Raw genomic sequence first — 22,992 nt, forward strand, 5'->3', positions numbered from 1 at the left:
GCGATCAAGGACATTGCCTCATGGATCGAGCTGAGATACGAATCGTACTCGTCTTCACTCAACTCTAGGGTATCGCACCCCGAACGAGGCCGAAAACGATTTCCTGGACCTGAAGAAGGCAGCCTGAAACACAAACAAGCACTGTCCGAAAAACACCCAGCAGTCCAGTACCTGCCGTCCACACGAATGAGATCCCGTCGGGCGCTGCTGGCCCTTTCTCAGGCGGCCCGGTCCACGAGGATGCGGGCGAAGTCCTCCATAGCCACACGCACCTGCCTCACCCGCTCACCGGCGTCAGCCATAGCCGCCACGGCAGTCTCGCCCTCGACGTCGGCCCGGGCCAGGCGCTGCCGGGTCCCGTCAAGGGCAGCCTCCTCCAGACCCTCTAGGCCCTCAACCGCCTGAGCCGCCCAAGCCATGGACATCTCACGGGTACGGGCCAGGACGGGGTGCTCGCGCAGGCGAGCAACGACGTCGGCCAGGAAGGCATCATCGGACAGGTCACCAGTGGACAGGCGCGAAAGGATGGCCTGACCGGCGGCGTCGAGCTCACCGGCCGCCAGGGCCTTGCGCAGGAGCAGCACCGGCATGGTGTCCACGCCCTCGCGCAGGTCGGTGCCGGGGGTCTTGCCGGTGGTGGCCGAGTCGCTCATGAGGTCGATGACGTCGTCGGCCAGCTGGAAGGCCACACCGATCCTCTCGCCGAACTCCTCCACGATCTGCTCGGTGCGAGCCCCGGCGTTGGTGAGCATCGCCCCGTAGCGGGCCGACACCGCGATAAGGGAGCCGGTCTTGTCCGCCAGGACCTGGATGTAGTGGTCTACCGGGTCGGTACCCGCCGGGCGCGGCAGGGTCTCATGGAGCTGGCCCATGCACAGGCGCTCAAAGGTCTTGGCGTGGGCCATGACGGCCTGCGGGCCGAGCGCCGCCACCAGCTGGGAGGCGCGGGCCACGAGGACGTCGCCGGTGAGGATGGCGGCGGAGTTGCCCCACACGGTCTGGGCGCTCGGGGCGCCTCGGCGCAGCGGGGCCTCGTCCATGACGTCGTCGTGGTAGAGGGTGGCGATGTGGGTCAGCTCCACGGCCACGCCGGCGTCGCGGATCTGTTCACCGGTGGCCAGGGCCGGGTCGCCGAGCTGGGCGGTCAGCAGGGCCAGGACCGGGCGCAGGCGCTTGCCCCCGGCCTCAGCCAGGTGCGAGGTTGGCGGGTTGATGGTCTCGTCAGCGCTGGTGACCACCTCCATGAGGCGGTCCTCAATGGCCTGGAGAGCGGGGGTGATGCGCGACTCCAGCTCGGGGGCGCTCAGCGGCAGTGATCCGATCACGGAAGGAGCATAGCCGTCTGGTCGAACAGGTCGAAGGCGGCCTGCGGCAAAACGCCCAGCCCGATTGTGGCCATCACCGCAACGCTGACCGCCAGGATGATCGGGCCGCGGCTGGCCACGACCACGGAGCGCTCGCCGGCCGGCTCATGGAAGAACATGAGCACGATGAGCCTCATGTAGAAGAAGGCGGTCACGGCCGAGCAGACGATGGCGAGGATGACGACGGGCGTCCCGTTGCCGCTCAGGCCGGCGGCGAAGAGCCGGAACTTGGCCATGAAGCCGGCCGTGAGGGGCACTCCGGCGAAGGACAGCAGGAAGACGGTCATGGCTCCGGCCGCCCAGGGGCTGCGGCGTCCCAGGCCCTTGAAGGCCTCCAGGTCGCCGTCCTCACCGCCCACGGAGCCGTCACGGTTGGAGCGCACCAGGGTGATGATGCCGAAGGCTCCCACGGTGGCGATCCCGTAAGTCAGGGCGTAGAAGCTGAGCGCGGAGATCGCCGCCTTGGAGTAGGCCAGGATCCCGATAAGCATGAAGCCGGCGTGGGCGATAGCCGAGTAGGCGAGCATGCGCTTGACGTCGCGCTGAACCACACCGACGACGGTGCCCAGGAGCATGGTCAGTGCCGCCACGGCCCACAGGGCGGGGGCCAGGTCCCAGCCCATGGCGCCGGCGATCATGTAGTAGAAGCGCACCAGGGCCAGGAAGGCGGCGGCCTTGACACCGGCGGCCATGAACCCGGTGACCGGGGTGGGGGCGCCCTGGTAGACGTCCGGGCTCCAGGCGTGGAAGGGCACGGCCGCCACCTTGAACAGCAGGCCGACGATCACCAGCATGAGGCCGGCCAGGATGAGCCAGTCCTGCCCCGCCGCGCTGCTCACGGCCTCGCCCAGGGTCTTGTAGTCAACGGCGCCGGCCACCCCGTAGAGCAGGGCCGAGCCCATGAGGAGGAAGGCGGAGGCGAAGGCACCCAGCACGAAGTACTTCAGCGCCGCCTCCTGGCTGAGCAGCCGGCGGTGGCGGGCGGTGGCAGCCAGGATGTACAGCGGCAGAGAGATCATCTCCAGGATGACGAACAGCGTGATGAGGTCGCTGCTGGCCCCAAAGAGCATCATGCCGCCCAGTGAGAACAGGGTCAGGGGGAAGACCTCGGTCGTGGTCCACCCGGCCAGGATGGACTCGCTCTCCTCCGCGCTGCCAGGCCGGTCTGCGGCCTGGGCCGCGAAGGCCCCGTCGCCGACGGAGGTGCGGTCGGCCATCACCAGGACGGCCAGCAGCCCGATGACCAGGAGGATGCCCTGGGCGGCGATGGAGAAGGGGTCCTCGGTCAGGCCCGCGGACATGCGGGCGCCCGGCAGGAAGCCCTTGGGGAGCTGGAACTGGGGCACGGCAGCGGCGGCGGCCCCGGCGGCCTTGACCTCGCCCCAGCGCAGGAACAGGGAGACCCCGGAGGCCAGGATGGCCAGGAAGCTCAGCGTGGACTGGATGGCCAGACGGGCGGGCCGGGCGATGAAGGCCTCCACGAGGACACCCAGGACACCGGCGCCCAGGATGATGAGGACCGGTGTCAGGGCGTCCCAGTTGACGATCGGGGCAGTGGCTGAGGGGCTCACTTGGTGTTCCCTTCCGTAGCGGTGGAGGCGGCGGGCACTTCAGTCGCACCGCCGACATCGAGGCTGTCACCGGCGCCGCGGGCTGAGGCGTCAGCCTGCGAGGAGCGGATCACCGTGAGCGCAGCCTGCCGGGCGACGTCGTCGAAGGCGGACGTGAAGACGCCGGGCGCTAGTCCGAGCGCGAGCATCGCGGCGATGATGGGGACGACGACGAGGCGCTCGCGCCCGTCGAGGTCGGGGCTGCCCACGCGCTCGGGGGCGGGCGCCCCGGTGAAGACCCGCTGGTAGGGCAGCAGCATGTAGACGGCGGCGATGACGACGCCGATGACGGCCGCACCGCCCAGGGCCAGCGAGACCGAGAAGGTGCCGGTGAGCACCATCCACTCGGGCACGAACCCGCTCAGGCCCGGCAGGGCGATGGAGGCCAGCCCGCTGACCAGGAAGGTGCCTGCCACCAGCGGCATGACCCGGGCGATGCCGCCGAGCTCGCTGATGGTGACCGTCCCGGTGCGCCGGGCCATGAAGCCAGTGACCAGGTAGAGGCCGGCGATGGACAGCCCGTGGGCCACCATGTAGACCATGGCGCCGTTGGCGGCCACCTGGTTGCCGATGAAGATCCCCAGGACCATGAAGCCGAAGTGGCTCACGGAGGTGTAGGAGATGAGGCGGTAGAGGTTGTCCTGGGCGATGGCGGCCAGGCCCCCGTAGATGATGGAGACGACCGCCAGGACCAGGATCACCGGGGCGGCCCAGCGGGAGGCCTCGGGGAAGATCGGCAGGACCAGGGTGATCATCCCGAAGGTGCCGATCTTGTCCAGGATGCCGATGAGCAGCACCGAGGTGCCCGGGGTGGCCTGCTCGGCGGTGTCGGGCAGCCAGGTGTGGACCGGGACCAGCGGCGCCTTGATGGCGAAGGCGATGAAGAAGGTCAGGAAGATCCAGTGACCGGCGGAGGTGGACACGTGCAGGTTGGCGGCCACCGAGTCGATGAGGAAGCTGGGGGTGTCGTTCTTGGCGGAGTGCAGGTAGACGGCGATGACGCCGATGAGCATGATGAGCCCGCCGGCCAGGGAGTACAGGAGGAACTTCAGGGCGGCTCGCTGACGATTCTGCCCGCCGAAGCAGCCGATGAGGAAGTACACCGGGATGAGCATCGCCTCGAAGCACAGGTAGAACAGGAGCAGGTCCCGGGCCGAGAAGATGACGACGACGAAGAACTCCAGCGTCAGGACGAGCCCGGTGAACAGGCCCTGCCGGTCGGCGGGGACCTCACCCCAGGAGGCGAGCAGCACCAGGGGCGTGACGAAGGCGCCCAGCAGCACCATGGACAGGCCCAGGCCGTTGACGCCCAGGGCCCAGGAGGCGCCGATGGCGGGGATCCAGGCGTGGGTGTCGGTCAGCTGGACGGTGCTGGCTTGAGCCAGGTCGAAGGCGCTCAGCGCCCACAGGCCCAGGGCGAGGACCGCCAGGGAGAACACGAGGCCCACGGCGCGGGCGTGGAGCCGGCGCAGCGGCGGGACCAGCCACAGCAGGAGCGCCCCGGCCAGCGGCGTGACCGCCATGACGGTCAGGACGGGCAGCGATGCGGGAAGAGTCGGCATGTGTCGTGTCCTCTCAGAACCTGGCGGCCAGGACGGCGATGAGTACGAGGACCGTTCCGGCCAGCATGTAGCCGGCGTAGGAGCGCACGTACCCGGACTCGGTGCGGCGGGTCAGGCGCCCCAGGGCGCCGGTGCCGGCGGCGGCACCCTCGATGGCGCCGTCGACGACGTAGCGCTCGACGGCGTCGGTGGCCAGGACCAGCCCCTGGCCGGTGCGCATGGCCAGGGCCTCGTTGACGGCGTCCTGGTACATGTCCTTGCGGGCGGCCTCCACCAGGGGGTTGGCCGGCTGCAGGACGACGGGCACCGGGCGGCGCACATACATCCACCAGGCCACGAGAACCCCGACGACGACCAGGGCGAGGGTGGCGCCCATGATGACGGCGGCCGGCAGGACCGGCTCGCCGTGCTCGGCGTGACCGGTGACCGGCTCCAGCCAGGTGACGAACATGTTGTTGTAGGTCAGCAGCCCGCCCAGGCCCACGGAGAACACGGACAGGACGATCAGCGGCAGCGTCATGAGCCAGCCGGACTCGTGGGGGTGGACCTCGCCCTCCAGGTCCTCCTTGGTGGTCCAGCGCTGCTTGCCGTGGAAGATCATGAAGAACAGGCGGGACATGTAGAAGGCGGTCAGGCCCGCGCCCAGCAGGGCGATGGTCCCCAGGATCCAGGGCTTGGCGCCCTCACCGACGAAGGCGGCCTCGATGAGGCGGTCCTTGGACCAGAAGCCGGAGAAGGGCGGCACCCCCAGGATGGCGAGCCAGCCGATGCCCATGGTGACCCACGTGATCGTCATGGCGCCGCGCAGGCCGCCGAAGCGGCGCATGTTGACCTGGTCGCCCATGGCGTGCATGACCGAGCCGGCCCCCAGGAAGAGCTGGGCCTTGAAGAAGCCGTGGGTGAGCAGGTGGAAGATGGCGAAGGCGTAGCCGATCGGGCCCAGGCCCGCGCCCAGCATCATGTAGCCGATCTGGCTCATGGTGGAGGCGGCCAGGACCTTCTTCATGTCGTCCTTGGCGCTTCCGATGACGGCCCCCAGCAGCAGGGTGATGGCGCCGACGACGGCCACGGCCGTCTGGGCGCTCGGGGCACCCTCGAAGACGGCGGAGGAGCGGACCATGAGGTAGACGCCCGCGGTGACCATGGTGGCGGCGTGGATGAGGGCCGAGACCGGCGTGGGGCCGGCCATGGCGTCACCCAGCCAGGCCTGGAGGGGGAACTGGGCGGACTTACCGCAGGCCGCCAGGAGCAGGAAGAAGCCGATGGCGGTGAGCCAGCCGGTGCTCACCGAGCCGTCGAGGGCGGCGGCGGAGACGGCGTCGAAGGAGACCGAGCCGACCTGGCCGACCATCGTCATCATGGCCAGCAGGAGGCCGACGTCGCCCACGCGGTTCATGACGAAGGCCTTCTTGGCGGCGGCGGCGTTCTCGCGGCTGGTGGCCTGCTCGCCCTGGGGGGCGTCGGCGTCGGCGGTGTTCCAGAAGCCGATGAGCAGGTAGGAGGCCAGGCCCACGCCCTCCCAACCGACGAAGAGCACGATGTAGGAGTCCCCCAGGACCAGGGTGAGCATCGCGGCGATGAAGAGGTTGAGGTAGGCGAAGAAGCGCCGCCGGTCGCGGTCGTGGGCCATGTAGGCCACCGAGTACAGGTGGATGAGGAAGCCGACGCAGGTGACCAGGGCGACGAAGGTCAGCGACAGCGGGTCCAGGCGCAGGCCGACGTCGATACTCAGGTTCCCGGCGGAGAACCATTGGTAGAGGGGCAGGCCGATGACGCGTTCCTCGGCGGGCAGGCTCAGGACCTGCACGAGGATGCCCACGCCGAGGCAGGCGACGGCGAAGGACGCGGCCAGGCCCAGCCAGTGGCCCCAGGCGTTGGAGCGGCGGCCGGCCAGCAGCAGGAAGGCGGCGGAGACCGCGGGGACGGCGATGAGCAGCCAGGCCCAGGAGGCCAGGCCGGTGGCCTCGGTCAGGGGCGTCACAACAGCGGTGACAGGAGCGGGAAGCATGTCGGTGGTCTCTCCCCTCAGTTCTTGAGCAGGTTCTCGTCGTCGACCGACGTGGACCTGCGGGTGCGGAAGATGGATACGACGATGCTCAGACCCACCACGACCTCGGCGGCGGCCACCACCATGACGAAGAAGGCGAAGACCTGACCGGTGAGGTTGCCGTGGATCCGGGAGAAGGTCACCAGGACGAGGTTGACGGAGTTGAGCATGAGCTCAACGCCCATGAGCTCGATGATGGCGTTGCGGCGCAGCAGCACCGTGAGCGCCCCCAGGGTGAACAGCACCCCGGCCAGGATGAGGTAGACGGTGATGGGGAGACTCACTTCTCCTCCTTCTGCTCCGGGGCGGCCGGCTCGGCTGCCCCGTCATCGCTGAGGACGGGCTGCTTGACGGCGGGTGCGGCGGCACCGGGCATGGAGGGCATCCCGGAGCGGCGGGCCCGGGGACCGCCGGCTGCGCCGTCCCGGCCGGCACCGGCCAGGCGCGAGACGATCGTCCCCGAACGCTGGGCCAGGCCCATCTCCGGGGAGACGTCCGACAGCTCCAGGCCCTGGCCGCGGGCCCGCAGGACCCGGGGCACGGACTCCTCGACCGCCTCGCCCTGGGCGTCCAGGGACGGGGCGGCGGCGGAGTTGGTGGAGGCGTAGACGCCGGGCATGGGCTTTTGGCCCGGGTGGGCGCCCTTGGTGGCGTAGTCCTGCATCTTGCTGGCGGCCACCGCCCGCTGGCTGAGCCTGGCCCGGATGCGCTGACGGTGGGTGAGGGTCAGGGCGCCGACGGCGGCCACGATGAGCAGGATGGCGGTCAGCTCCATGGCGACGACGTGGTCGTGGTAGAGCGTGACGGCCAGCAGGTCGGGGGCGGCCTTGGCGCCGTCCTTGAGGCCGACCGGCGTGGGCAGGGTGGAGCGCCACACGACGGCGGTCAGGGCACCGACCAGCCCCAGTCCCAGGAGGATGAGGACCGGGCGCCTCATGACGGTGCCGACGGCTCCCACCGGCTCGTCGCCGCCGACGCCCACGAGCATGATGACGAACAGGACGAGGGTCATGACGGCGCCGGTGTAGACCACGACCTGGGTGATACCCATGAAGGGCGACTCGTTGACGATGTAGAGGACGGCCAGCGAGACCATGATGCCGATCATGTTGATGGCGGCGTTCACGGCGCGCTTGGCGGTCAGGACGCCGATGCCGCAGGCCACGGTGACCAGGGCGACGACGCCGAAGATGATCGCCTCGCCCAGCCCCAGGTGACCGTCCTGAGTCAGGGCGGCCGGGGCGAGGGCGGAGGCTCCGGTCATCAGCAGGGTGCTCATCGCAGGGCTCCCTTCACGGTGTGACGGCTGCCCCGGCCGGAGGCGGTGGGGGCGGCCTTGGCGCGGGCGGCGCCCAGGCTGGGGTCCTCGGGTCGGTGGGTCCGCACCCAGTCGATCTGGACCTGGGTGGAGCCGACGACCTTCCCGCGGTAGTAGTCGCTGTCCTCGGTGCCCTCGACCATGGGATGGGGCGCGGACACGGCGCCCTCGGGCACGGGGGCCAGCAGGTCCTCCTTCTCGTAGATGAGGCCCTCGCGGCCGGGGCCGACGAGCTCATCGAAGTCGGTGGACATGGTCAGGGCCCGGGTGGGGCAGGCCTCGATGCACATGCCGCAGAAGATGCAGCGCAGGTAGTTGATCTGGTAGACGCGCCCGTAGCGCTCGCCGGGCGAGTACTGGGCGCCGGGCTCGTTGGAGGCGGCCTCGACGTAGATCGCGTCGGCGGGGCAGGCCCAGGCGCACAGCTCGCAGCCGATGCACTTCTCCAGGCCGTCGTCGTAGCGGTTGAGCTGGTGGCGCCCGTGGTAGCGGGGCATCACCTGCGGCGGCTCGAAGGGGTACTGCTCGGTGACCACCGGGCGGAACATCGAGGAGATGGTGACCCCGTAGCCGGCCACGGGCGCGAAGGCCCGGGCCAGGGCGGAGGGAGCGTCGCGCAGCCACTTGTCGTGCTGCGAGCCCCGGGAACGGTGGGGGCGATCAGTCATCTTTTCCCTCCTGGGGTGCCTCAGCGGCCTCGTCGGTGGCCTTGTCTGCGGCTGTGTCACTGGCCGGGTCGGCCTTGAGGTCAAGGGTGAAGGTGGGCAGGGCGGTGGCTGCGTCCTTACCGGTCGGGACTGCCGTGCCGGCTGTGTCAGCCGAGTCGGGCGACTCGGCGGAGGCTGCGGAACCGGCCGCGTCGTCCTCGAAGTCGTCGTCCTCGACGTCGGTGTCCTCCAGGAGGCCGACGGCGGTGGCCGCCCCGGGCTGGGAGTCATCGGCCGCAGCAGTCTCCTCCGCTGCCAGGGCGGCGCGGCGGGCCCGCGGTGAGGGCGGCAGGGACGTGCCCGGAGACGGCGGGACGGGGAAGCCCTCGAGGAAGGCCACGTGGTCGTCCTCGGCATCCAGGATCTCGACGTCGTCGTCAGCGTCCTCGTCGTCGTAGTCCTCGTAGAGCTCCTCCTCTTCCTCCTTGTCGGGGATGAGGAAGAGGATGAACATGATGACGCAGAAGACGACGGCCATCGGCAGCAGCAGTGCCTGCACGGAGGCGCCCGAGAAGGTGCGGAAGGCGCGCACCACTGCCACCAGCACGAACCAGACCAGGGAGATCGGGATGAGGACCTTCCAGCCCAGCTTCATGAAGTGGTCGTAACGAATGCGCACGAGGGTTCCGCGGGTCCAGATCATGAAGAACATGACGGCCCAGACCTTGGCGATGAACCACAGCATCGGCCACCAGCCGGAGTTGGCGCCCTCCCAGAACAGGCTGAGGATCGCCGAGCGCCAGCCGCCCAGGAACAGGGTGACGCACACGGCCGAGACGTTGAACATGTTGATGTACTCGGCCAGGAAGTACCAGGCGAACTTCATCGAGGAGTACTCGACCATGTGGCCGGCGACGAGCTCACCCTCGGCCTCGGGCAGGTCGAAGGGGAGGCGGTTGACCTCACCGACCATGGAGATGACGTAGATGATGAAGCTGGGCACCATCGCCACGGCCCACCAGATGCGTTCCTGGGCGGTCACGATCCCGGAGGTGGACATGGTCCCGGAGGCCAGGAAGACCGTGAGGATGGACAGGCTCATGCTCAGCTCGTAGGAGATGACCTGAGCGGCGCTGCGCACGGCGCCGAAGAGCGGGTAGGTGGAGTGCGTGGACCAGCCGCCCAGGATGATCCCGTAGACGCCGAAGGCGGTGATGGCCAGGATGTAGAGGACCGCCACCGGGAAGTCGGTCAGCTGCAGGGGCGTGGAGTGGCCGAAGATGCTCACCTGAGGCCCGAAGGGGATGACCGCGTAGACCATGAAGGCGCTGAAGGCGGCGATGAGCGGCGCCAGGAGGTAGATGGCCTTCTCGGCCCCCTTGAGCCAGAAGTCCTCCTTCATGATGAGCTTGCCGGCGTCGGCGACCGCCTGGAGCAGGCCGAGCGGGCCGTTGACGTTGGGGCCCAGGCGGGTCTGCATGCGGGCCAGGCCGCGCCGCTCCACCCACAGCGCCATGATGACGCTGACGATGAGGAAGGCGACGATGAAGACGGCCTTGATGAGGGTCAGCCACCAGGTCTCGGCGGAGAAGTCGGCGGTCACGCCCCCGTTGGACAGGGCGTCGTCGGCAGCGGCCTGAGCCGCGTAGATCGGGTTCACCTCAGTACCTCCGCTGCATGGGTCACGGTGACCTGGGAGCCGTGCCCGGCGCCCAGGGTCTGGTGGACGGTGGATCCGGCCGAGCACTCGGGCAGCCACACGGTGCCGTCGCTGACGCCGCCGACGACGGCCGGCAGGGTGATCGACCCGGTGGCGGTCGCCACGGTCACCTCCTGGCCGGCTGTCAGCGACAGGCGCTGGGCGAGGTCGGCGCCCACCTTGGCGACGGGGCGCAGGGCGGTGGCGGCCAGGAAGGGCTCACCGTCCTGGAGGCGCCCGGCGTCGAGCATGGGCTTGTGAGTGGTCAGGCGTGCCTCCACCCCGTCGGCGGGGGCGGGAGCGCCGGTGCAGACCGCCGGGGTGGGCCCGAAGGCGACCGTCGGGCGCTTCCCGCGCCATAGTCCCAGGTCGGCGAGCTGCTCGTGCAGGACGACCAGGTCGTCGACCTGGAGGTCGACTCCCATCTCGTCGGCGAGCATACCCAGGACCTGGCGGTCGGTGCGGGCGCGCGAGACGTGGGCCTGGCCGAAGGGGCGCACGCGCCCCTCCCAGTTGACGAAGGTGCCGTTCTTCTCCACGGCCGGGGCCACCGGCAGGACGACGTCGGCGTGCTCGCTGACCTCGCTGCGGCGCACCTCGAGCTGGACGGTGAAGCCGCTGGCGGCCAGGGCCGCGCGGGCCAGGCCCGGGTCGGGGAAGTCACGCAGGTCGATGCCGCCGACGACGGCGCCGCCCAGGCTCCCTTCCAGGAGGGCCGAGAGGATGGCGGTGGCGTCGCGGCCCGGCGTCGTGGGCAGGAGGTGCTCGGGGCCCAGGTTCCAGGCCCGTTCGACCTGGGCGCGGGCCTCGGGGTCGGCCACGGGGCGCCCGCCGGGCAGGAGGCCGGGCAGCAGGCCCGCCTCGATGCCTCCGCGCTCGCCGCTGCGGCGCGGCACCCAGGCCAGGTGGGCGCCGGTGGCGGTGGCCAGGGCGTCGGCGACGCTCAGCAGGCCGGGGACGCGGGTGGCGCGCTCACCGATGAGGATGGTGGCGCCGTCGGCCCGCAGGGCCTCGACGAGCTCGGGGTGGGTCTGGCTGAGGTGGGCGACGACGCGGGCCTCCTCACCGGGCGGGGTGAGGATGGCCTGGGCGGAGAGCTTGCGGCTGCCGGCGCTCAGGCAGGTGGTCACGGTGGCCACCTTGACGCCGCCGGCGCGCACGCCCTTGCGCAGGCGCAGGAACACCGAGCCGCACTCGTCCTCGGGCTCCAGGCCCAGGAGCAGGACCTGCCCGGCCCGCTCCAGGTGGCGGTAGGTGACGGCGCCCAGTCCGGTGCCGGCCACGCAGGCGGCCAGGAAGGAGTCCTCCTCCTGGCTGTGGGCGCGCACGCGCTGGTCGATGTCGTTGGTGCCCAGGACGGTGCGGGCGAAGCGGGACCAGGCCCAGGCGTCCTCCAGGGTGAGGCGGCCGCCGGGCAGGAGCCCCACTCCCCCGTCTGAGGCGGCGCGGGCCAGTCCCCGGGCGGCCACGTCCAGGGCGTCGGACCAGGAGGTGGTGACGAGCTCGCCGGTCTCCTCGTCGCGCACGAGCGGCACGGTGAGACGGTCGGGCTGGGAGGACCAGGTGAAGGCGAAGCGGTCCTTGTCGGTGATCCACTCCTCGTTGACCTCGGGGTCGTTGCCGGCCAGGTGACGCAGGACGACGCCGCGGCGCATGTCGACGCGGATGGCGGAGCCGGAGGCGTCGTGCTCGGTGACCGAGTCGGTGGAGACCAGGTCCATGGGGCGGGCCCGGAAGCGGTACTTCGCGGAGGTCAGGGCGCCCACGGGGCAGATCTGGATGATGTTGCCCGAGAAGTAGGAGGCGAAGGGGCGCCCGGAGGCGTCCAGGTCCTCGCGGCCGGCGCCCAGGTCGGGGCCGTAGTCGGTGCCGTCGGATGCGCCGGGCTCGCCGCCGGGGCCGGTCAGGTCTCCCAGGGCGCTCAGGGAGGGCACGCCGCGGATCGTCTGGAGGTCGGCGTCGAGCCCTTCCTGGGGCGCCTCGGTGTGGAAGTCCAGGACGCGGGCGTCGAAGCGCCCGATCTGCTCGGAGTACAGGCCGCCGGTGTGCTCGGGCTCGCCGTCCATGTCGAAGGAGGGGTGCCCGCCACCGCGGCCCTGAAGGGCGATGAAGGGGTCCCCGGGGATCTGGTCGGCGAAGCGCACGCAGCGCTGGCACAGGATGCAGCGGTCGCGGTCCAGCAGGATGTTGCTGGTCAGGCGCAGCGGCTTGGGGAAGGTGCGTTTGACGTCGGTGAAGCGGGTGACGGACTGGGCTCCGGAGGCCATGAGCTCCAGGGCCTGGTTCTGCAGGGGGCACTCGCCGCCCTTGTCGCACACCGGGCAGTCCAGTGGGTGGTTGATGAGGAGGAACTCCATGGTGCCGGCCTGGGCCTTGGCGGCGACCTCGCTGGTGGCCTGGGTGGAGATCTCCATGCCCTCCATGGCGGTCATGGCGCAGGAGGGCTGAGGCTTGGGCATGGGCCGCACGACGCCGTCGCGCCCCGGCATGGCCACCTCCACCAGGCACTGGCGGCAGTTGGCCGACGGCGCGAGCAGCGGGTGGTCGCAGAAGCGCGGGATGCGCACGCCGACCTGTTCGGCGGCGCGGATGAGGAGGGTCCCCTTCGCAACCTCGACGGGGAGCCCGTCGATGGTCATGTGGACCATCTCGGGGGCCGGCGGCGCCGCGGGTGCGGAGCTCTTGGTGGTCGTCTCAGCAGTCATGGCTCACCGTGCGCTTTCGAAGACGGAGGAGGCGGCGTAGGGGAAGAGCTCGTCGGCGGCGGCGGTGTAGCCGGCCTCGAACTCCTCGCGGAACCGCTTGATGCCGGTCAGGACCGGGGTGGCGGAGGCGTCGCCCAGGGCGCAGAAGGAGCGTCCGGCGATGTTGGAGGCGATGGACTCGAGCTTCTCGACGTCGCCGGGCAGTCCGCGCCCAGCCTCCAGGCGCAGCATGATCTGACGCATCCAGTAGGTGCCCTCGCGGCAGGGGGTGCACTTGCCGCAGGACTCGTGCTGGTAGAACTCGGTCCAGCGGGTGACCACGCGCACCACGGAGACGGTCTCGTCGAAGACCTGCAGGGCGCGCGTGCCCAGCATGGAACCGGCCTCGGCCACGGACTCGTAGTCCAGGGGGACGTCGAGCTCGTCGGGGCCGAAGATCGGCGTCGAGGAGCCTCCCGGTACCCAGAACTTCAGCTCGTGGCCGGGGCGGATGCCGCCGGAGAGCTCGATGAGCTCGCGCATGGTGATGCCGAAGGGGGCCTCGTACTGGCCGGGGTGGGCCACGTGGCCGGAGACGGAGAAGATGCCGTGGCCCTTGGACTTCTCGGTGCCCATGGTGGAGTACCACTGGGCGCCGCGGGCCAGGATCGCCGGGACCGAGGCGATGGTCTCGACGTTGTTGACCACCGTGGGTCGGGCGTAGAGGCCGGCGACGGCGGGGAAGGGCGGCTTGAGGCGGGGGTGGCCGCGGCGGCCCTCCAGGGAGTCCAGCAGGGCGGTCTCCTCACCGCAGATGTAGGCGCCGGCCCCGGCGTGGGCGGTGATGCGCAGCCGCTGCTGGCCGTCGAGGCCGAAGCCGGTGTCCAGCAGCCCGGACTCGGTGGCCTCACGCACGGCGCTGAGCAGGCGGCGGTAGACGTGGGGGACCTCGCCGCGCAGGTAGACGAAGGCGTGGTCTCCGCCGATGGCCCGGGAGGTGATGGCGATGCCCTCGATGAGTGCCTGCGGGTTGGACATGAGCGTGGGGATGTCCTTGCAGGTGCCCGGCTCGGACTCGTCGGCGTTGACCACGAGGTAGCGCGGGCCGCCGTCGACCGGGGGCAGGAAGGACCACTTCAGGCCAGTGGGGAAGCCGGCGCCGCCGCGTCCGCGCAGGCCGGAGTCCTTGATGAGGCCGATGAGGTCCTCGCAGCTGAGGGTCTTGGCCTTCTTGAGGCCCTCGTAGCCGCCGTTGTCGAGGTAGGTCTGCAGGGTCCAGGAGCGCTCCTGGTCCCACAGGTCGCTCAGGACCGGGGTGAGGGTCCCCGGCGCGGTGTAGGTGGCGGTGTCACTCACTTGGTCTCCTCCTTCGGCGCGGTCCAGCCCTGCTCGCGGGCGATGCGCAGGCCGCGCAGGGTCGGCTCGCCGGGGCCGCGCCCCTCGTCGGTGCGGCCGTCCTCGAAGCCGGCCAGCAGGCGCTCGTTCTCACGGAAGGTGGGGACGGTCTCGGGGCCGCGGGTGGGGGCGACGTCCTCGCCGCGCTCGAGGGCCTTGATCATGGCGACGGTGGAGTCGGGGGTCTGGTTGTCGAAGAACTCCCAGTTGACCATGACGACGGGGGCGTAGTCGCAGGCGGCGTTGCACTCGACGCGCTCGAGACTGATGGTGCCGTCCTCGCTGGTCTCCTCGGCGCCCAGGCCGGTGTGCTCGGTGACGGCCTTCCAGATCTCGTCCCCGCCCATGATGGCGCACAGGGCGTTGGTGCACACGCCCACGTGGTAGGTGCCCACCGGGTGGCGGCGGAACTGGCTGTAGAAGGTGGCCACGGCGCTGACCTCGGCCCGCTCCAGGCCGAGCCGGGCGGCGCACAGGGCGATGCCGGCCGGGGAGACGTAGCCGTCCACGGACTGGATGAGGTGGAGCATCGGGATGAGGGCGCTGCGCTCCTTGCCCGCCGGGTAGCGGGCGATGATCCGCTCGATGTCGACCTGGAGGCCCTGGGCGACCTCGGCGCTGTATCCGGCGGCCACAGCGGCTTGCGCGACGGTGCCCACCGGGCCGACCGCGCTGACGGTGGCGATGGTCTCGACGGCCGGGTTGACTGCGTTCTCGGTGGTGCTCATCAGCGGTCCACGCCTCCCAGGACGGGGTCGATGGAGGCCAGAACGGGCACGAGGTCGGCGATCATGCCGCCCTCCCCCATCATGGCCAGCGACTGCAGGTTGGAGAAGGAGGGGTCACGGAAGTGGACCCGGTAGGGGCGGGTGCCGCCGTCGGAGACGGCGTGGATGCCCAGGACCCCCTTGGCGTGCTCGACGGTCTGGTAGACCTGCCCGGCCGGGACCCTGAAGCCCTGGGTCACCAGCTTGAAGTGGTGGATGAGGGACTCCATGGAGCTGCCCATGATCTCGCGCACGTGCTCCAGGGACTGGCCCTGGCCGTCGGTGGCGATGGACATGCGGGCGGGCCAGGCGATGGTCGGGTCGGCCACCATCGTGGTGTTGGAGGGGTCCTCGCCGCGGGCGGCGATCTCGTCGAGGCGGTCCAGGCACTGGGAGACGATCTTGAGGGACTCGTAGCACTCGTCCAGGCGGATGCGCAGGCGGTTGTAGCAGTCGGAGACCCGGTAGGTGGGGACCCGGAAGTCGTAGGTCTCGTAGCCGCAGTAGGGGTTGGTGCGTCGGATGTCCAGGGGGTAGCCGGCCGCGCGCAGGCACGGCCCGGTCAGGCCCAGGGCGAGAGCGCCGGCCAGGCTGATCTCCCCCACGCCGATGAAACGGGACTTGAGGATCGGGTTCTCCAGGAGCAGGAGCTCGAGCTCGTGGATGTCGTGCTTGATGTCGGGCATGACCGAGCGCACGAACTCGGTGAAGCCCTCGGGGAGGTCCTGGGCCAGTCCCCCGGGGCGGATGTAGGCGTGGTTCATGCGCAGCCCGGAGACCATCTCGAAGGCCTTGAGGATGTTCTCGCGGCAGCGGAAGGCGATGGTCATGAGCGTGGTGCCGCCCATCTCGTTACCGCCGCTGCCCACGGCCACGGCGTGGGAGGCGATGCGGTTGAGCTCCATGAGCAGCACCCGGGTGACGGATGCCTTCTCGGGGATGTCGTCGGTGATGCCCAGGAGCTTCTCGACGGCGAGCGCGTAGCCGACCTCCTGGAAGAAGGGGGCCACGTAGTCCATGCGGGTCACGAAGGTCTCGCCCTGCACCCAGGTGCGGTACTCCATGTTCTTCTCGATACCGGTGTGCAGGTAGCCGGTTCCGACACGGACCTCGGTGACGACCTCGCCGTCGGCCTCCAGGACCAGGCGCAGCACGCCGTGGGTGGAGGGGTGGACCGGGCCCATGTTGAGGACGATCCGGTCGTTGCGCAGGCGGTCGGCCTCGTCGCGCTCGGCGATCTGGGCGACGACGTCGTCCCAGTCCCCGCCGCTGACGGTGAACTGCTCGGCGCCGGCGGACAGCTCGTCCGTGGCGGGGCCGGAGGCGCGGAAGGTGCTTGTGGTACTCATCAGCGGTAGGACCTCCGGGTGTCGGCGGGCGGGGTCTGGGCGCCCTTGTACTCGACGGGGATGCCGCCCAGCGGGTAGTCCTTGCGCTGGGGGTGGCCCGCCCAGTCGTCGGGCATGGCGGTGCGGGTCAGGTGGGGGTGGCCGTCGAAGACGATGCCCATGAGGTCCCAGGTCTCGCGCTCGTGCCAGTCGTTGCCGGGGTAGATCGAGACGAGGGAGGGCACGTGCGGGTCGGTCTCGGGGCAGGCGACCTGCAGGCGCAGTTGGCGCCCGCCGTGGGTCAGGCTCATGAGCTGGATGCAGGCGTGCAGCTCGCGCCCGGCCAGCTGGGGGTAGTGGACGCCGCTGACGCCCAGGCACAGCTCGAAGCGCAGGTCCTGGTCGTCGCGCAGGGGGCGGGCGACGTCGAGCAGGTGCTCGCGGGCGATGAACAGGGTGAGCTCGTCGTGCTCGATGACGACTTTCTCGATGGCGGCGGCCGGGTCGATGCCGGCCTCCTGGAGGTCCTCAATGAGGGCGTCGACGACGTCGTCGAACCAGCCGCCGTAGGGGCGCACGGCGGCGGGGGCGAGGGTGACGACGCTGCGGTGCTCGCCGTAGCCGGTGGTGTCGCCGGCGTCGGAGGCGCCGAACTGGCCGGTGGGGGCGGCGATGACCTCCAGGCGCAGCTCGGGGCGCACGGGGGTGCCGGCGACCTCGGGGACGGCAGGGACCTCAGGGGTCTCGGACAGGGCGTCGGAGCCCGACTCGTGTCCCGGGGCGTTCTTCTCACTCATGCCAGCAGGCCCTTCATCTCATGGGTGGGGGTGGCCGACAGCGCGGCGGCCTCGACGGCACGGGCGATCTCCTCGCGGTGCTTGAACAGCGGCTTCTTCTCGATCTGGCGGGTGAGCTCGAGCATGGCGTTGAGGAGCATCTCGGGGCGCGGCGGGCAGCCCGGCAGGTAGATGTCCACCGGGACGATGTGGTCGCAGCCCTGGACGACGGCGTAGTTGTTGAAGATGCCTCCCGAGGAGGCGCAGGCCCCCATGGAGATGACCCACTTGGGCTCGGGCATGGAGTCGTAGACATTGCGCACGATCGGGGCCATCTTGTGGGAGACGCGGCCCGAGACGATCATGACGTCGGCGTGGCGCGGGGAGGCGCGGAAGACCTCCCAGCCGAAGCGGGCCATGTCGAAGCGGGGGGTGCCGGCGGCCATCATCTCGATGGCGCAGCAGGCCAGGCCCATGGTGACGGGCCACAGGGAGCGGGCCTGGGCCAGGCCCGCGAGCTTCTCGACGGTGGTCAGCAGGAAGCCCGGGCTGTCCACCTCGGCGGCCGCGGCGGCGTGGGGGTCGTGGCGCTTGGAGGGGATGGACGCCATGTAGGCGTTGTGCTTTTTCATGCTCTTCACTGCTGTGTACTCCTTGGGATCATGTGGCTGGGTCCTGGCCGGTCAGAGCGGCTTCAGTCCCAGTCCAGTCCGCCGCGACGCCACTCGAGGATGTAGGGCACGGTGATGAGGCCGATGAACAGGACGGCCGCCCCCAGCCCGAAGAAGCCCAGGCGCCCGAAGGCCGTGGCCCAGGGGTAGAGGAAGACCACCTCGACGTCGAAGATGATGAAGGTCATACCCACCAGGTAGAAGGCGACGGGAAAGCGCCCGTGCTCGGTGTTGGCGGGGGTGGGGTCGATGCCGCACTCGTAGTTGGCGACCTTGACCCGGTTGCGCCGGGCAGGGCTGACGATGGCGCTCAGGGCCAGGCCGCCGACGGCGACCACGAGGGCAACCGCGGCCATGATGAGCAGGGAGGCGTAGGGGTTCATGCTTCCGGCACCATCCTTGTCAGGAGCTGGATGAAGTGGTCGATTCCGTCGCCACCGCGACGCTCCCACCCGTCGGACAGGAGCTTGGTGACGAGCTTCATGAGGCGCTTGCGCGGCAGCCCGTAGCGGGTGCACAGGCGCATGACCTCGGGGTGCTCGATGAGAGCGACGAAGACACGGCCGAGCGTGTAGTAGCCACCCATCTCGGAGCTGAGGGCCTTGGGGTACTGGGCCAGCACCTGCTCGCGGCCGGAGGTGGTCGTGCGGGCGGATGCCTGGGCGGCGGCCTGGGCGGCCAGGCGGCCGGACATGAGGGCCTGGGCGATGCCCTCGCCGTTGAAGGGCGAGACCATGCCTCCGGCGTCGCCCAGCAGCATGAGGCCGTCGGCGTAGTGCGGCTTGCGGTTGAAGGCCATGGGCAGGGCGGCGCTGACCAGGCCGCCGACCTGGTTCTCCTTGGTGAAGCCCCAGGAGGCCGGGACGTTGTCCATCCAGCGGTTGAACACGGCGCGGTAGTCGATGGCGGTGGCCTGGGCACGCGAGGAGACCGATCCGAGCCCGACATTGACCAGCCCCTCCCCCACGGACCAGATCCAGCCGTAGCCGGGTAGGAGGTCGGACTTGCCGGGCGTGCCGTCCCACAGCTCGAGGCGGGACTCCATCCAGGCGTCCTGGGCGCGCGGGGAGCGGAAGTAGGCGCGCACGGCCACGCCCATGGGGCGGCGCTCGTTCTTGGTGCGCCCGACGGCGGTGGCCAGGCGGGCCGAGACGCCTCCGGCGTCGACGACCAGAGGTGCGGTGAAGGTCGTGGGGCCCTCGATGCCGGGGTAGGCGACCCGGTTGGTGGGGCGGGCCTCAACGCCGGTGACGCGGCCGGTGGGCGAGGTGGCGGGGCCGGTGACGGTCACGCCGGTCAGCAGCCGGGCGCCGGCCGCGGCGGCGTGCTCGGCCAGGTCGCGGTCGAGCAGGGCGCGGGGGCGGGCCATCCCGTAGGAGGGGAAGGAGGCCTGCTCCGGCCAGGGGAAGTGGAGGAGGTGCCCGCCGCCGATGACGCGCAGGCCGCGGTTGCGCTGCCAGCCAGTGGTGTCCATCCCCATGGAGACCAGCTCGCGCACGGCCGAGGGGGTCAGCCCGTCCCCGCAGACCTTGTCCCGGCCGAGCTCCTGCTTCTCCAGCAGGATGACGTCGAGGCCGAGAGTGGCCATGTGGTAGGCCGCCGAGGATCCGGCCGGGCCCGCCCCGACGACGATGACGTCGGCAGTGGCGGAGGCGCTGGACTGGGCGGCTGCCTGAGTCACTCGGGTTTCCCTCCTCGGCACTTCTGGTAATGCGGGTGTTGTCGTAGGCATCACAGTTGGCACCGTCATGCAGGCCCCGCACTGGGCGGAGCCCGTGCCGACTGTACCCAGGCGGCCGACACCTCCATGACGAGAGCGCCAAGACAGGAGGCGAACAGCGGTTTTCCTTGCCGTGACGGCAATCTTCACGGTAGCTCCCGTCTCTGCGGCAGATGACGGCGCTCCCGAATTACGCTGCAAGTGAGTGACGAATTTCAACACTGTCGGACGGGACCTGCGTCCTAGAGCGGCCCCTGAGTGGTCGGAAGTCGGTCTGGAGCGGTCTGCGGCACGCCTCGGCTGCGTTGCCACGGTCGGGATTTGCGATGATGACCTCCATGAGCCGATCCCCTCTTCGAGCCAGCCTCGCCAAGGACCCGCGCGAGGTCGCCGGGATGTTCGACGCCGTTGCGCGCCGCTACGACCTGTCCAATGACGTGATGAGCCTATTCCAGGTGCACATGTGGCGCCGGGTGACGCGAGCGGCCGTCGCCGCGAGGCCGGGGACGCGCCTCCTGGATCTGGCCGCGGGGACCGGCACCTCCTCGGTGGAGTACGCCGCCGACGGCGCCGAGGTCGTGGCCTGCGACTTCTCCACCGGCATGGTGGCCGAGGGCAAGCGCCGCCACCCCGAGATCGCCTTCGTGGCCGGGGACGCCACGGCACTGCCCTTCGCCGATGAGAGCTTCGACGTCGTCACCATCTCCTACGGGCTGCGCAACGTGCAGGACACGGCGCGGGCGCTGTCGGAGATGCGCCGGGTGACGGTTCCGGGCGGGCGGATCGTCATCGCGGAGTTCTCCACCCCGGTCCGGCCGACCTTCCGCCGCCTGTACCACTTCTACCTGGGCAGCGCCCTGCCGGCCGCCGCCCGCCTGGTCTCCTCGAACACCGAGGCCTACGACTACCTGGGCGAGTCGATCCTGGCCTGGCCGGATCAGAGGGAGCTGGCGGGCCTCATGCACGAGGCCGGTTGGCGGGGCGTGGGCTACAAGAATCTCTCCGGCGGGATCGTCGCGGTCCACCGGGCCACGCGGCCCGAGCACACCCGGGGCGAGCAGTGAGAACCGGCCTGAGCAGGGTTCTGGGGCCGACGTCGTGAGGGCAGAGTCGTGAGGGCGGAGCACTGCCTGGCCGATCCGCCGCGGCTGTCCTTCCGCACCCATGAGCTGCCCGAGGACGCGCTGGAGGGTCTGGCGCTCATCGACCTGCTGGCGGGCCGCGAGGATGTCAGCTCCTGGGTGCACGAGGGGTGCGGACTCATCGGTCTGGGCCGCGCCCTGGTGATCGAGGCGCACGGGGAGGATCGCATCGAGGTTCTGCGGGCCGCGTGGCGGGCCGTCGTCGGCGCGGCCTGGTGGCGTGACGCGCTGGTCCGCCCCGGGACCGGACCAGTGGCGCTGGGTACGGTCACCTTCTCCCCCGCCTCCGAGCAGTCCTCGGTCCTGGTGGTTCCCGAGGTGCTCGTCGGGTGTGACGACTCCCGTGCCTGGCTGACGACCGTGGTGCCCGGGGCTGCCGACGGGGTGGAGCCGGAGCACCCGGATCCCGAGATGCTCCTGGGGGCGATGGTGGCGCAGGCGCACGCGGTGGTTGGCCGGGAGCAAGCCGGCGATACCGGGGACTCCAGTGGCGCTGCCACTGTCAAGACCGGGGCGCTCAGCGAGGAGCAGTGGTGCCGGGCGGTCTGCGCCACGCAGGAGCGGATGCGCGCGGGGCAGGCCCGCAAGGTGGTCCTGGCTCGCGACGTGCTGGCCTACCCGGGCGCGCCGCTGACCACCGGCACGGTGCTGCGGCGTCTGGCCCGCGACTATCCCTCCACCTGGGTCTTTGCCGTCGACCGGATGGTGGGGGCCAGCCCTGAGCTGCTGCTGCGTCTAAGGGATCGGCGCCTCATCAGCAGGGTACTGGCCGGCACTGCCCGCCGGCATGCTGGTCAGGACGCTCTGGCGACGGCGCGCCTGGCGTCCTGGCTGGAGGGCTCTGAGAAGAACAACCGAGAGCATGAGCTGGCCCGGGACTCGGCGATCACGGCGTTGGAGCCGCTGTGCTCGGCGGTGGAGGCCCCGGCCCGTTTCGTCCTGACGCTGCCGAATGTGCTGCACCTGGCCAGTGACGTCACTGGGGTCGTCGCCGGGGACACCGGGGCGCTGGCACTGGTGGGCGCACTGCATCCAACGGCGGCCGTGTGCGGGACGCCCACTCAGGCGGCGGCGAGGCTCATTGAGGAGGCCGAGTCCATGGACCGGGGGCGTTACGCCGGGCCGGTGGGCTGGGTGGACTGGCACGGCGAGGGCGAGTGGTGCATTGCGCTGCGCAGTGCCCAGCTGCCCGAGGCGGGTCCCGGACCGCAGTCCCCCGCGAGAGTGTTCGGGGGCGGTGGCATCATGCCGGACTCCGAGCCGGTCGACGAGCTGGCGGAGACGACCGCCAAGATGCGCCCCATGCTGGGGGCGCTGGGCGTGCCGGGCTGAGTCCGGCCCGACACACCCCACCGATACGAGTCCAACAAAACTCAATATGAAACAAGAGAATCGTGAATGAATTCATCCTTGTGGCGATAAAGCTGCTCATTGGGTTCTTTGCCCTGACAATAATTATCAACGTTTCAGGGAAAGGGAACCTGGCCCCGTCATCCGCGAGCGACCAGGTTCAGAACTACGTCCTGGGCGGCATCATCGGAGGCGTAATCTACAACAATGATATTAAAATACTGGACTACGTTGGAATTTTATGTACGTGGTGCGGACTTGTCCTGACGCTGAAGTGGGTCAAGCAGCACAACGTCACAGCGAAACAGCTCATTGACGGCAAGGCGCTGATCATCATAGAGGGCGGGAAGATCAACATTGAGAACTGCAGGAGAGTCGGCCTGAGCGCTCATGACGTCTCTTTCAAGCTCCGAGTCCAGAACGTCTACTCAACAAAAAAGGTGAAAAGAGCCGTGGTTGAGCAGGACGGAGAGCTGATTATCACCCTCGAAGGCGAAGAGAACCCAAAGTTCCCCTTAATCACAGACGGACAGCTGCAGACCGACATCCTGCAGGTGATCGGCAAGGACGAGGAATGGCTGATGAATGAGATGAAGAAGAAAGGTGCGGATGCTTATGAGGACGTGTTCCTAGGAGAGTATGTCGACGGTAAGCTGATCCTGACGACTTATCAGTAAGAACCCTCTTTATCGATCGTCAGATGACAGCACTCCCCTTGCCTGCAGATTACAACACGAGGCTTATTCATGGGGTGTAGATGAATGTGAGTCCGAGGATGGCTGTGATGGTTTCTGGGAAGGTGTCTAGTGGTCTTCTGTAGCCGGTGTGCAGGACTCTCCAGGTCTTGATGTTGGCGATGACTCGCTCGATCTTGTAGCGAATCTGGTTGACGGTTTTGTTGTAGGCCTTGTC

19 protein-coding genes are annotated in these 22,992 nt (G+C 69.8%); 3 read left to right on the forward strand and 16 right to left on the reverse strand.

Annotation, left to right across the window (positions count from 1 at the left end):
• Positions 1-218: 218 nt before the first annotated feature.
• The 16 genes from BKH20_RS11120 to BKH20_RS11195 all read right to left on the reverse strand — a co-directional run bounded on the left by BKH20_RS11120 (position 219) and on the right by BKH20_RS11195 (position 19,549).
• Positions 219-1,325 carry a polyprenyl synthetase family protein gene (locus BKH20_RS11120; protein ID WP_075391113.1) on the reverse strand — a complete coding sequence of 369 codons (1,107 nt, stop codon included), beginning with the start codon at positions 1,323-1,325 and terminating at the stop codon, positions 219-221.
• On the reverse strand, positions 1,322-2,935 hold the full coding sequence (gene nuoN / locus BKH20_RS11125; RefSeq protein ID WP_070663117.1) for an NADH-quinone oxidoreductase subunit NuoN: 1,614 nt from the start codon (positions 2,933-2,935) through the stop codon (positions 1,322-1,324). Before nuoN ends, BKH20_RS11120 begins: the two co-directional genes overlap by 4 nt.
• Positions 2,932-4,536, reverse strand: a complete 1,605-nt coding sequence (locus BKH20_RS11130) for an NADH-quinone oxidoreductase subunit M (protein ID WP_075391114.1) — start codon at positions 4,534-4,536, stop codon at positions 2,932-2,934. Before BKH20_RS11130 ends, nuoN begins: the two co-directional genes overlap by 4 nt.
• A 13-nt stretch (positions 4,537-4,549) precedes the next feature.
• A complete protein-coding gene (gene nuoL / locus BKH20_RS11135; RefSeq protein ID WP_075391115.1) occupies positions 4,550-6,544 on the reverse strand; it encodes an NADH-quinone oxidoreductase subunit L in 1,995 nt (664 codons plus the stop codon).
• A 17-nt stretch (positions 6,545-6,561) separates the two neighbouring features.
• A complete protein-coding gene (gene nuoK / locus BKH20_RS11140; RefSeq protein WP_003787144.1) occupies positions 6,562-6,867 on the reverse strand; it encodes an NADH-quinone oxidoreductase subunit NuoK in 306 nt (101 codons plus the stop codon).
• Positions 6,864-7,862, reverse strand: coding sequence for an NADH-quinone oxidoreductase subunit J (locus BKH20_RS11145; protein ID WP_075391116.1), 999 nt, complete (start codon positions 7,860-7,862; stop codon positions 6,864-6,866). Before BKH20_RS11145 ends, nuoK begins: the two co-directional genes overlap by 4 nt.
• The gene (gene nuoI / locus BKH20_RS11150; protein ID WP_075391117.1) at positions 7,859-8,569 is read right to left on the reverse strand and encodes an NADH-quinone oxidoreductase subunit NuoI; all 711 of its coding nucleotides are present in this window, start codon (positions 8,567-8,569) and stop codon (positions 7,859-7,861) included. Before nuoI ends, BKH20_RS11145 begins: the two co-directional genes overlap by 4 nt.
• Positions 8,562-10,208 (reverse strand): NADH-quinone oxidoreductase subunit NuoH, encoded by a 1,647-nt coding sequence (gene nuoH, locus BKH20_RS11155; RefSeq protein WP_075391118.1) that lies wholly within the window; start codon positions 10,206-10,208, stop codon positions 8,562-8,564. Before nuoH ends, nuoI begins: the two co-directional genes overlap by 8 nt.
• A complete protein-coding gene (locus BKH20_RS11160; RefSeq protein WP_075391119.1) occupies positions 10,205-12,952 on the reverse strand; it encodes an NADH-quinone oxidoreductase subunit G in 2,748 nt (915 codons plus the stop codon). Before BKH20_RS11160 ends, nuoH begins: the two co-directional genes overlap by 4 nt.
• Positions 12,953-12,955: 3 nt before the next feature.
• The gene (gene nuoF, locus BKH20_RS11165; protein ID WP_075391120.1) at positions 12,956-14,287 is read right to left on the reverse strand and encodes an NADH-quinone oxidoreductase subunit NuoF; all 1,332 of its coding nucleotides are present in this window, start codon (positions 14,285-14,287) and stop codon (positions 12,956-12,958) included.
• Entirely contained in the window at positions 14,284-15,054 is a 771-nt protein-coding gene (gene nuoE, locus BKH20_RS11170; RefSeq protein ID WP_075391121.1) for an NADH-quinone oxidoreductase subunit NuoE, read from the reverse strand. The genes nuoF and nuoE overlap by 4 nt, the downstream gene beginning before the upstream one ends.
• Positions 15,054-16,442, reverse strand: a complete 1,389-nt coding sequence (locus tag BKH20_RS11175; RefSeq protein WP_075391122.1) for an NADH-quinone oxidoreductase subunit D — start codon at positions 16,440-16,442, stop codon at positions 15,054-15,056. Before BKH20_RS11175 ends, nuoE begins: the two co-directional genes overlap by 1 nt.
• The gene (locus BKH20_RS11180) at positions 16,442-17,218 is read right to left on the reverse strand and encodes an NADH-quinone oxidoreductase subunit C (RefSeq protein ID WP_075391123.1); all 777 of its coding nucleotides are present in this window, start codon (positions 17,216-17,218) and stop codon (positions 16,442-16,444) included. The genes BKH20_RS11175 and BKH20_RS11180 overlap by 1 nt, the downstream gene beginning before the upstream one ends.
• Positions 17,215-17,829: an NADH-quinone oxidoreductase subunit B gene (locus tag BKH20_RS11185; protein ID WP_178387886.1), complete on the reverse strand. Its 615-nt coding sequence runs from the start codon at positions 17,827-17,829 to the stop codon at positions 17,215-17,217. The genes BKH20_RS11180 and BKH20_RS11185 overlap by 4 nt, the downstream gene beginning before the upstream one ends.
• 62 nt (positions 17,830-17,891) lie before the next feature.
• On the reverse strand, positions 17,892-18,251 hold the full coding sequence (ndhC, locus tag BKH20_RS11190) for an NADH-quinone oxidoreductase subunit A (protein ID WP_070663128.1): 360 nt from the start codon (positions 18,249-18,251) through the stop codon (positions 17,892-17,894).
• The gene (locus BKH20_RS11195; protein ID WP_075391124.1) at positions 18,248-19,549 is read right to left on the reverse strand and encodes a geranylgeranyl reductase family protein; all 1,302 of its coding nucleotides are present in this window, start codon (positions 19,547-19,549) and stop codon (positions 18,248-18,250) included. Before BKH20_RS11195 ends, ndhC begins: the two co-directional genes overlap by 4 nt.
• A gap of 377 nt (positions 19,550-19,926) precedes the next feature.
• Here BKH20_RS11195 and BKH20_RS11200 point away from each other — a divergent pair, with 377 nt between their 5' ends.
• The 3 genes from BKH20_RS11200 (at position 19,927) to BKH20_RS11210 (ending at position 22,757) form a co-directional block, all read left to right on the forward strand.
• Positions 19,927-20,652: a demethylmenaquinone methyltransferase gene (locus BKH20_RS11200; RefSeq protein ID WP_075391127.1), complete on the forward strand. Its 726-nt coding sequence runs from the start codon at positions 19,927-19,929 to the stop codon at positions 20,650-20,652.
• Between the two features lie 48 nt (positions 20,653-20,700).
• A complete protein-coding gene (locus BKH20_RS11205) occupies positions 20,701-22,062 on the forward strand; it encodes an isochorismate synthase (protein ID WP_075391125.1) in 1,362 nt (453 codons plus the stop codon).
• Positions 22,063-22,124: 62 nt separating this feature from the next.
• Positions 22,125-22,757 (forward strand): DUF421 domain-containing protein, encoded by a 633-nt coding sequence (locus BKH20_RS11210; protein ID WP_075391126.1) that lies wholly within the window; start codon positions 22,125-22,127, stop codon positions 22,755-22,757.
• Positions 22,758-22,992 lie beyond the last annotated feature (235 nt).

Source organism: Actinomyces oris (assembly GCF_001937445.1).
Lineage (GTDB): Bacteria > Actinomycetota > Actinomycetes > Actinomycetales > Actinomycetaceae > Actinomyces > Actinomyces acetigenes.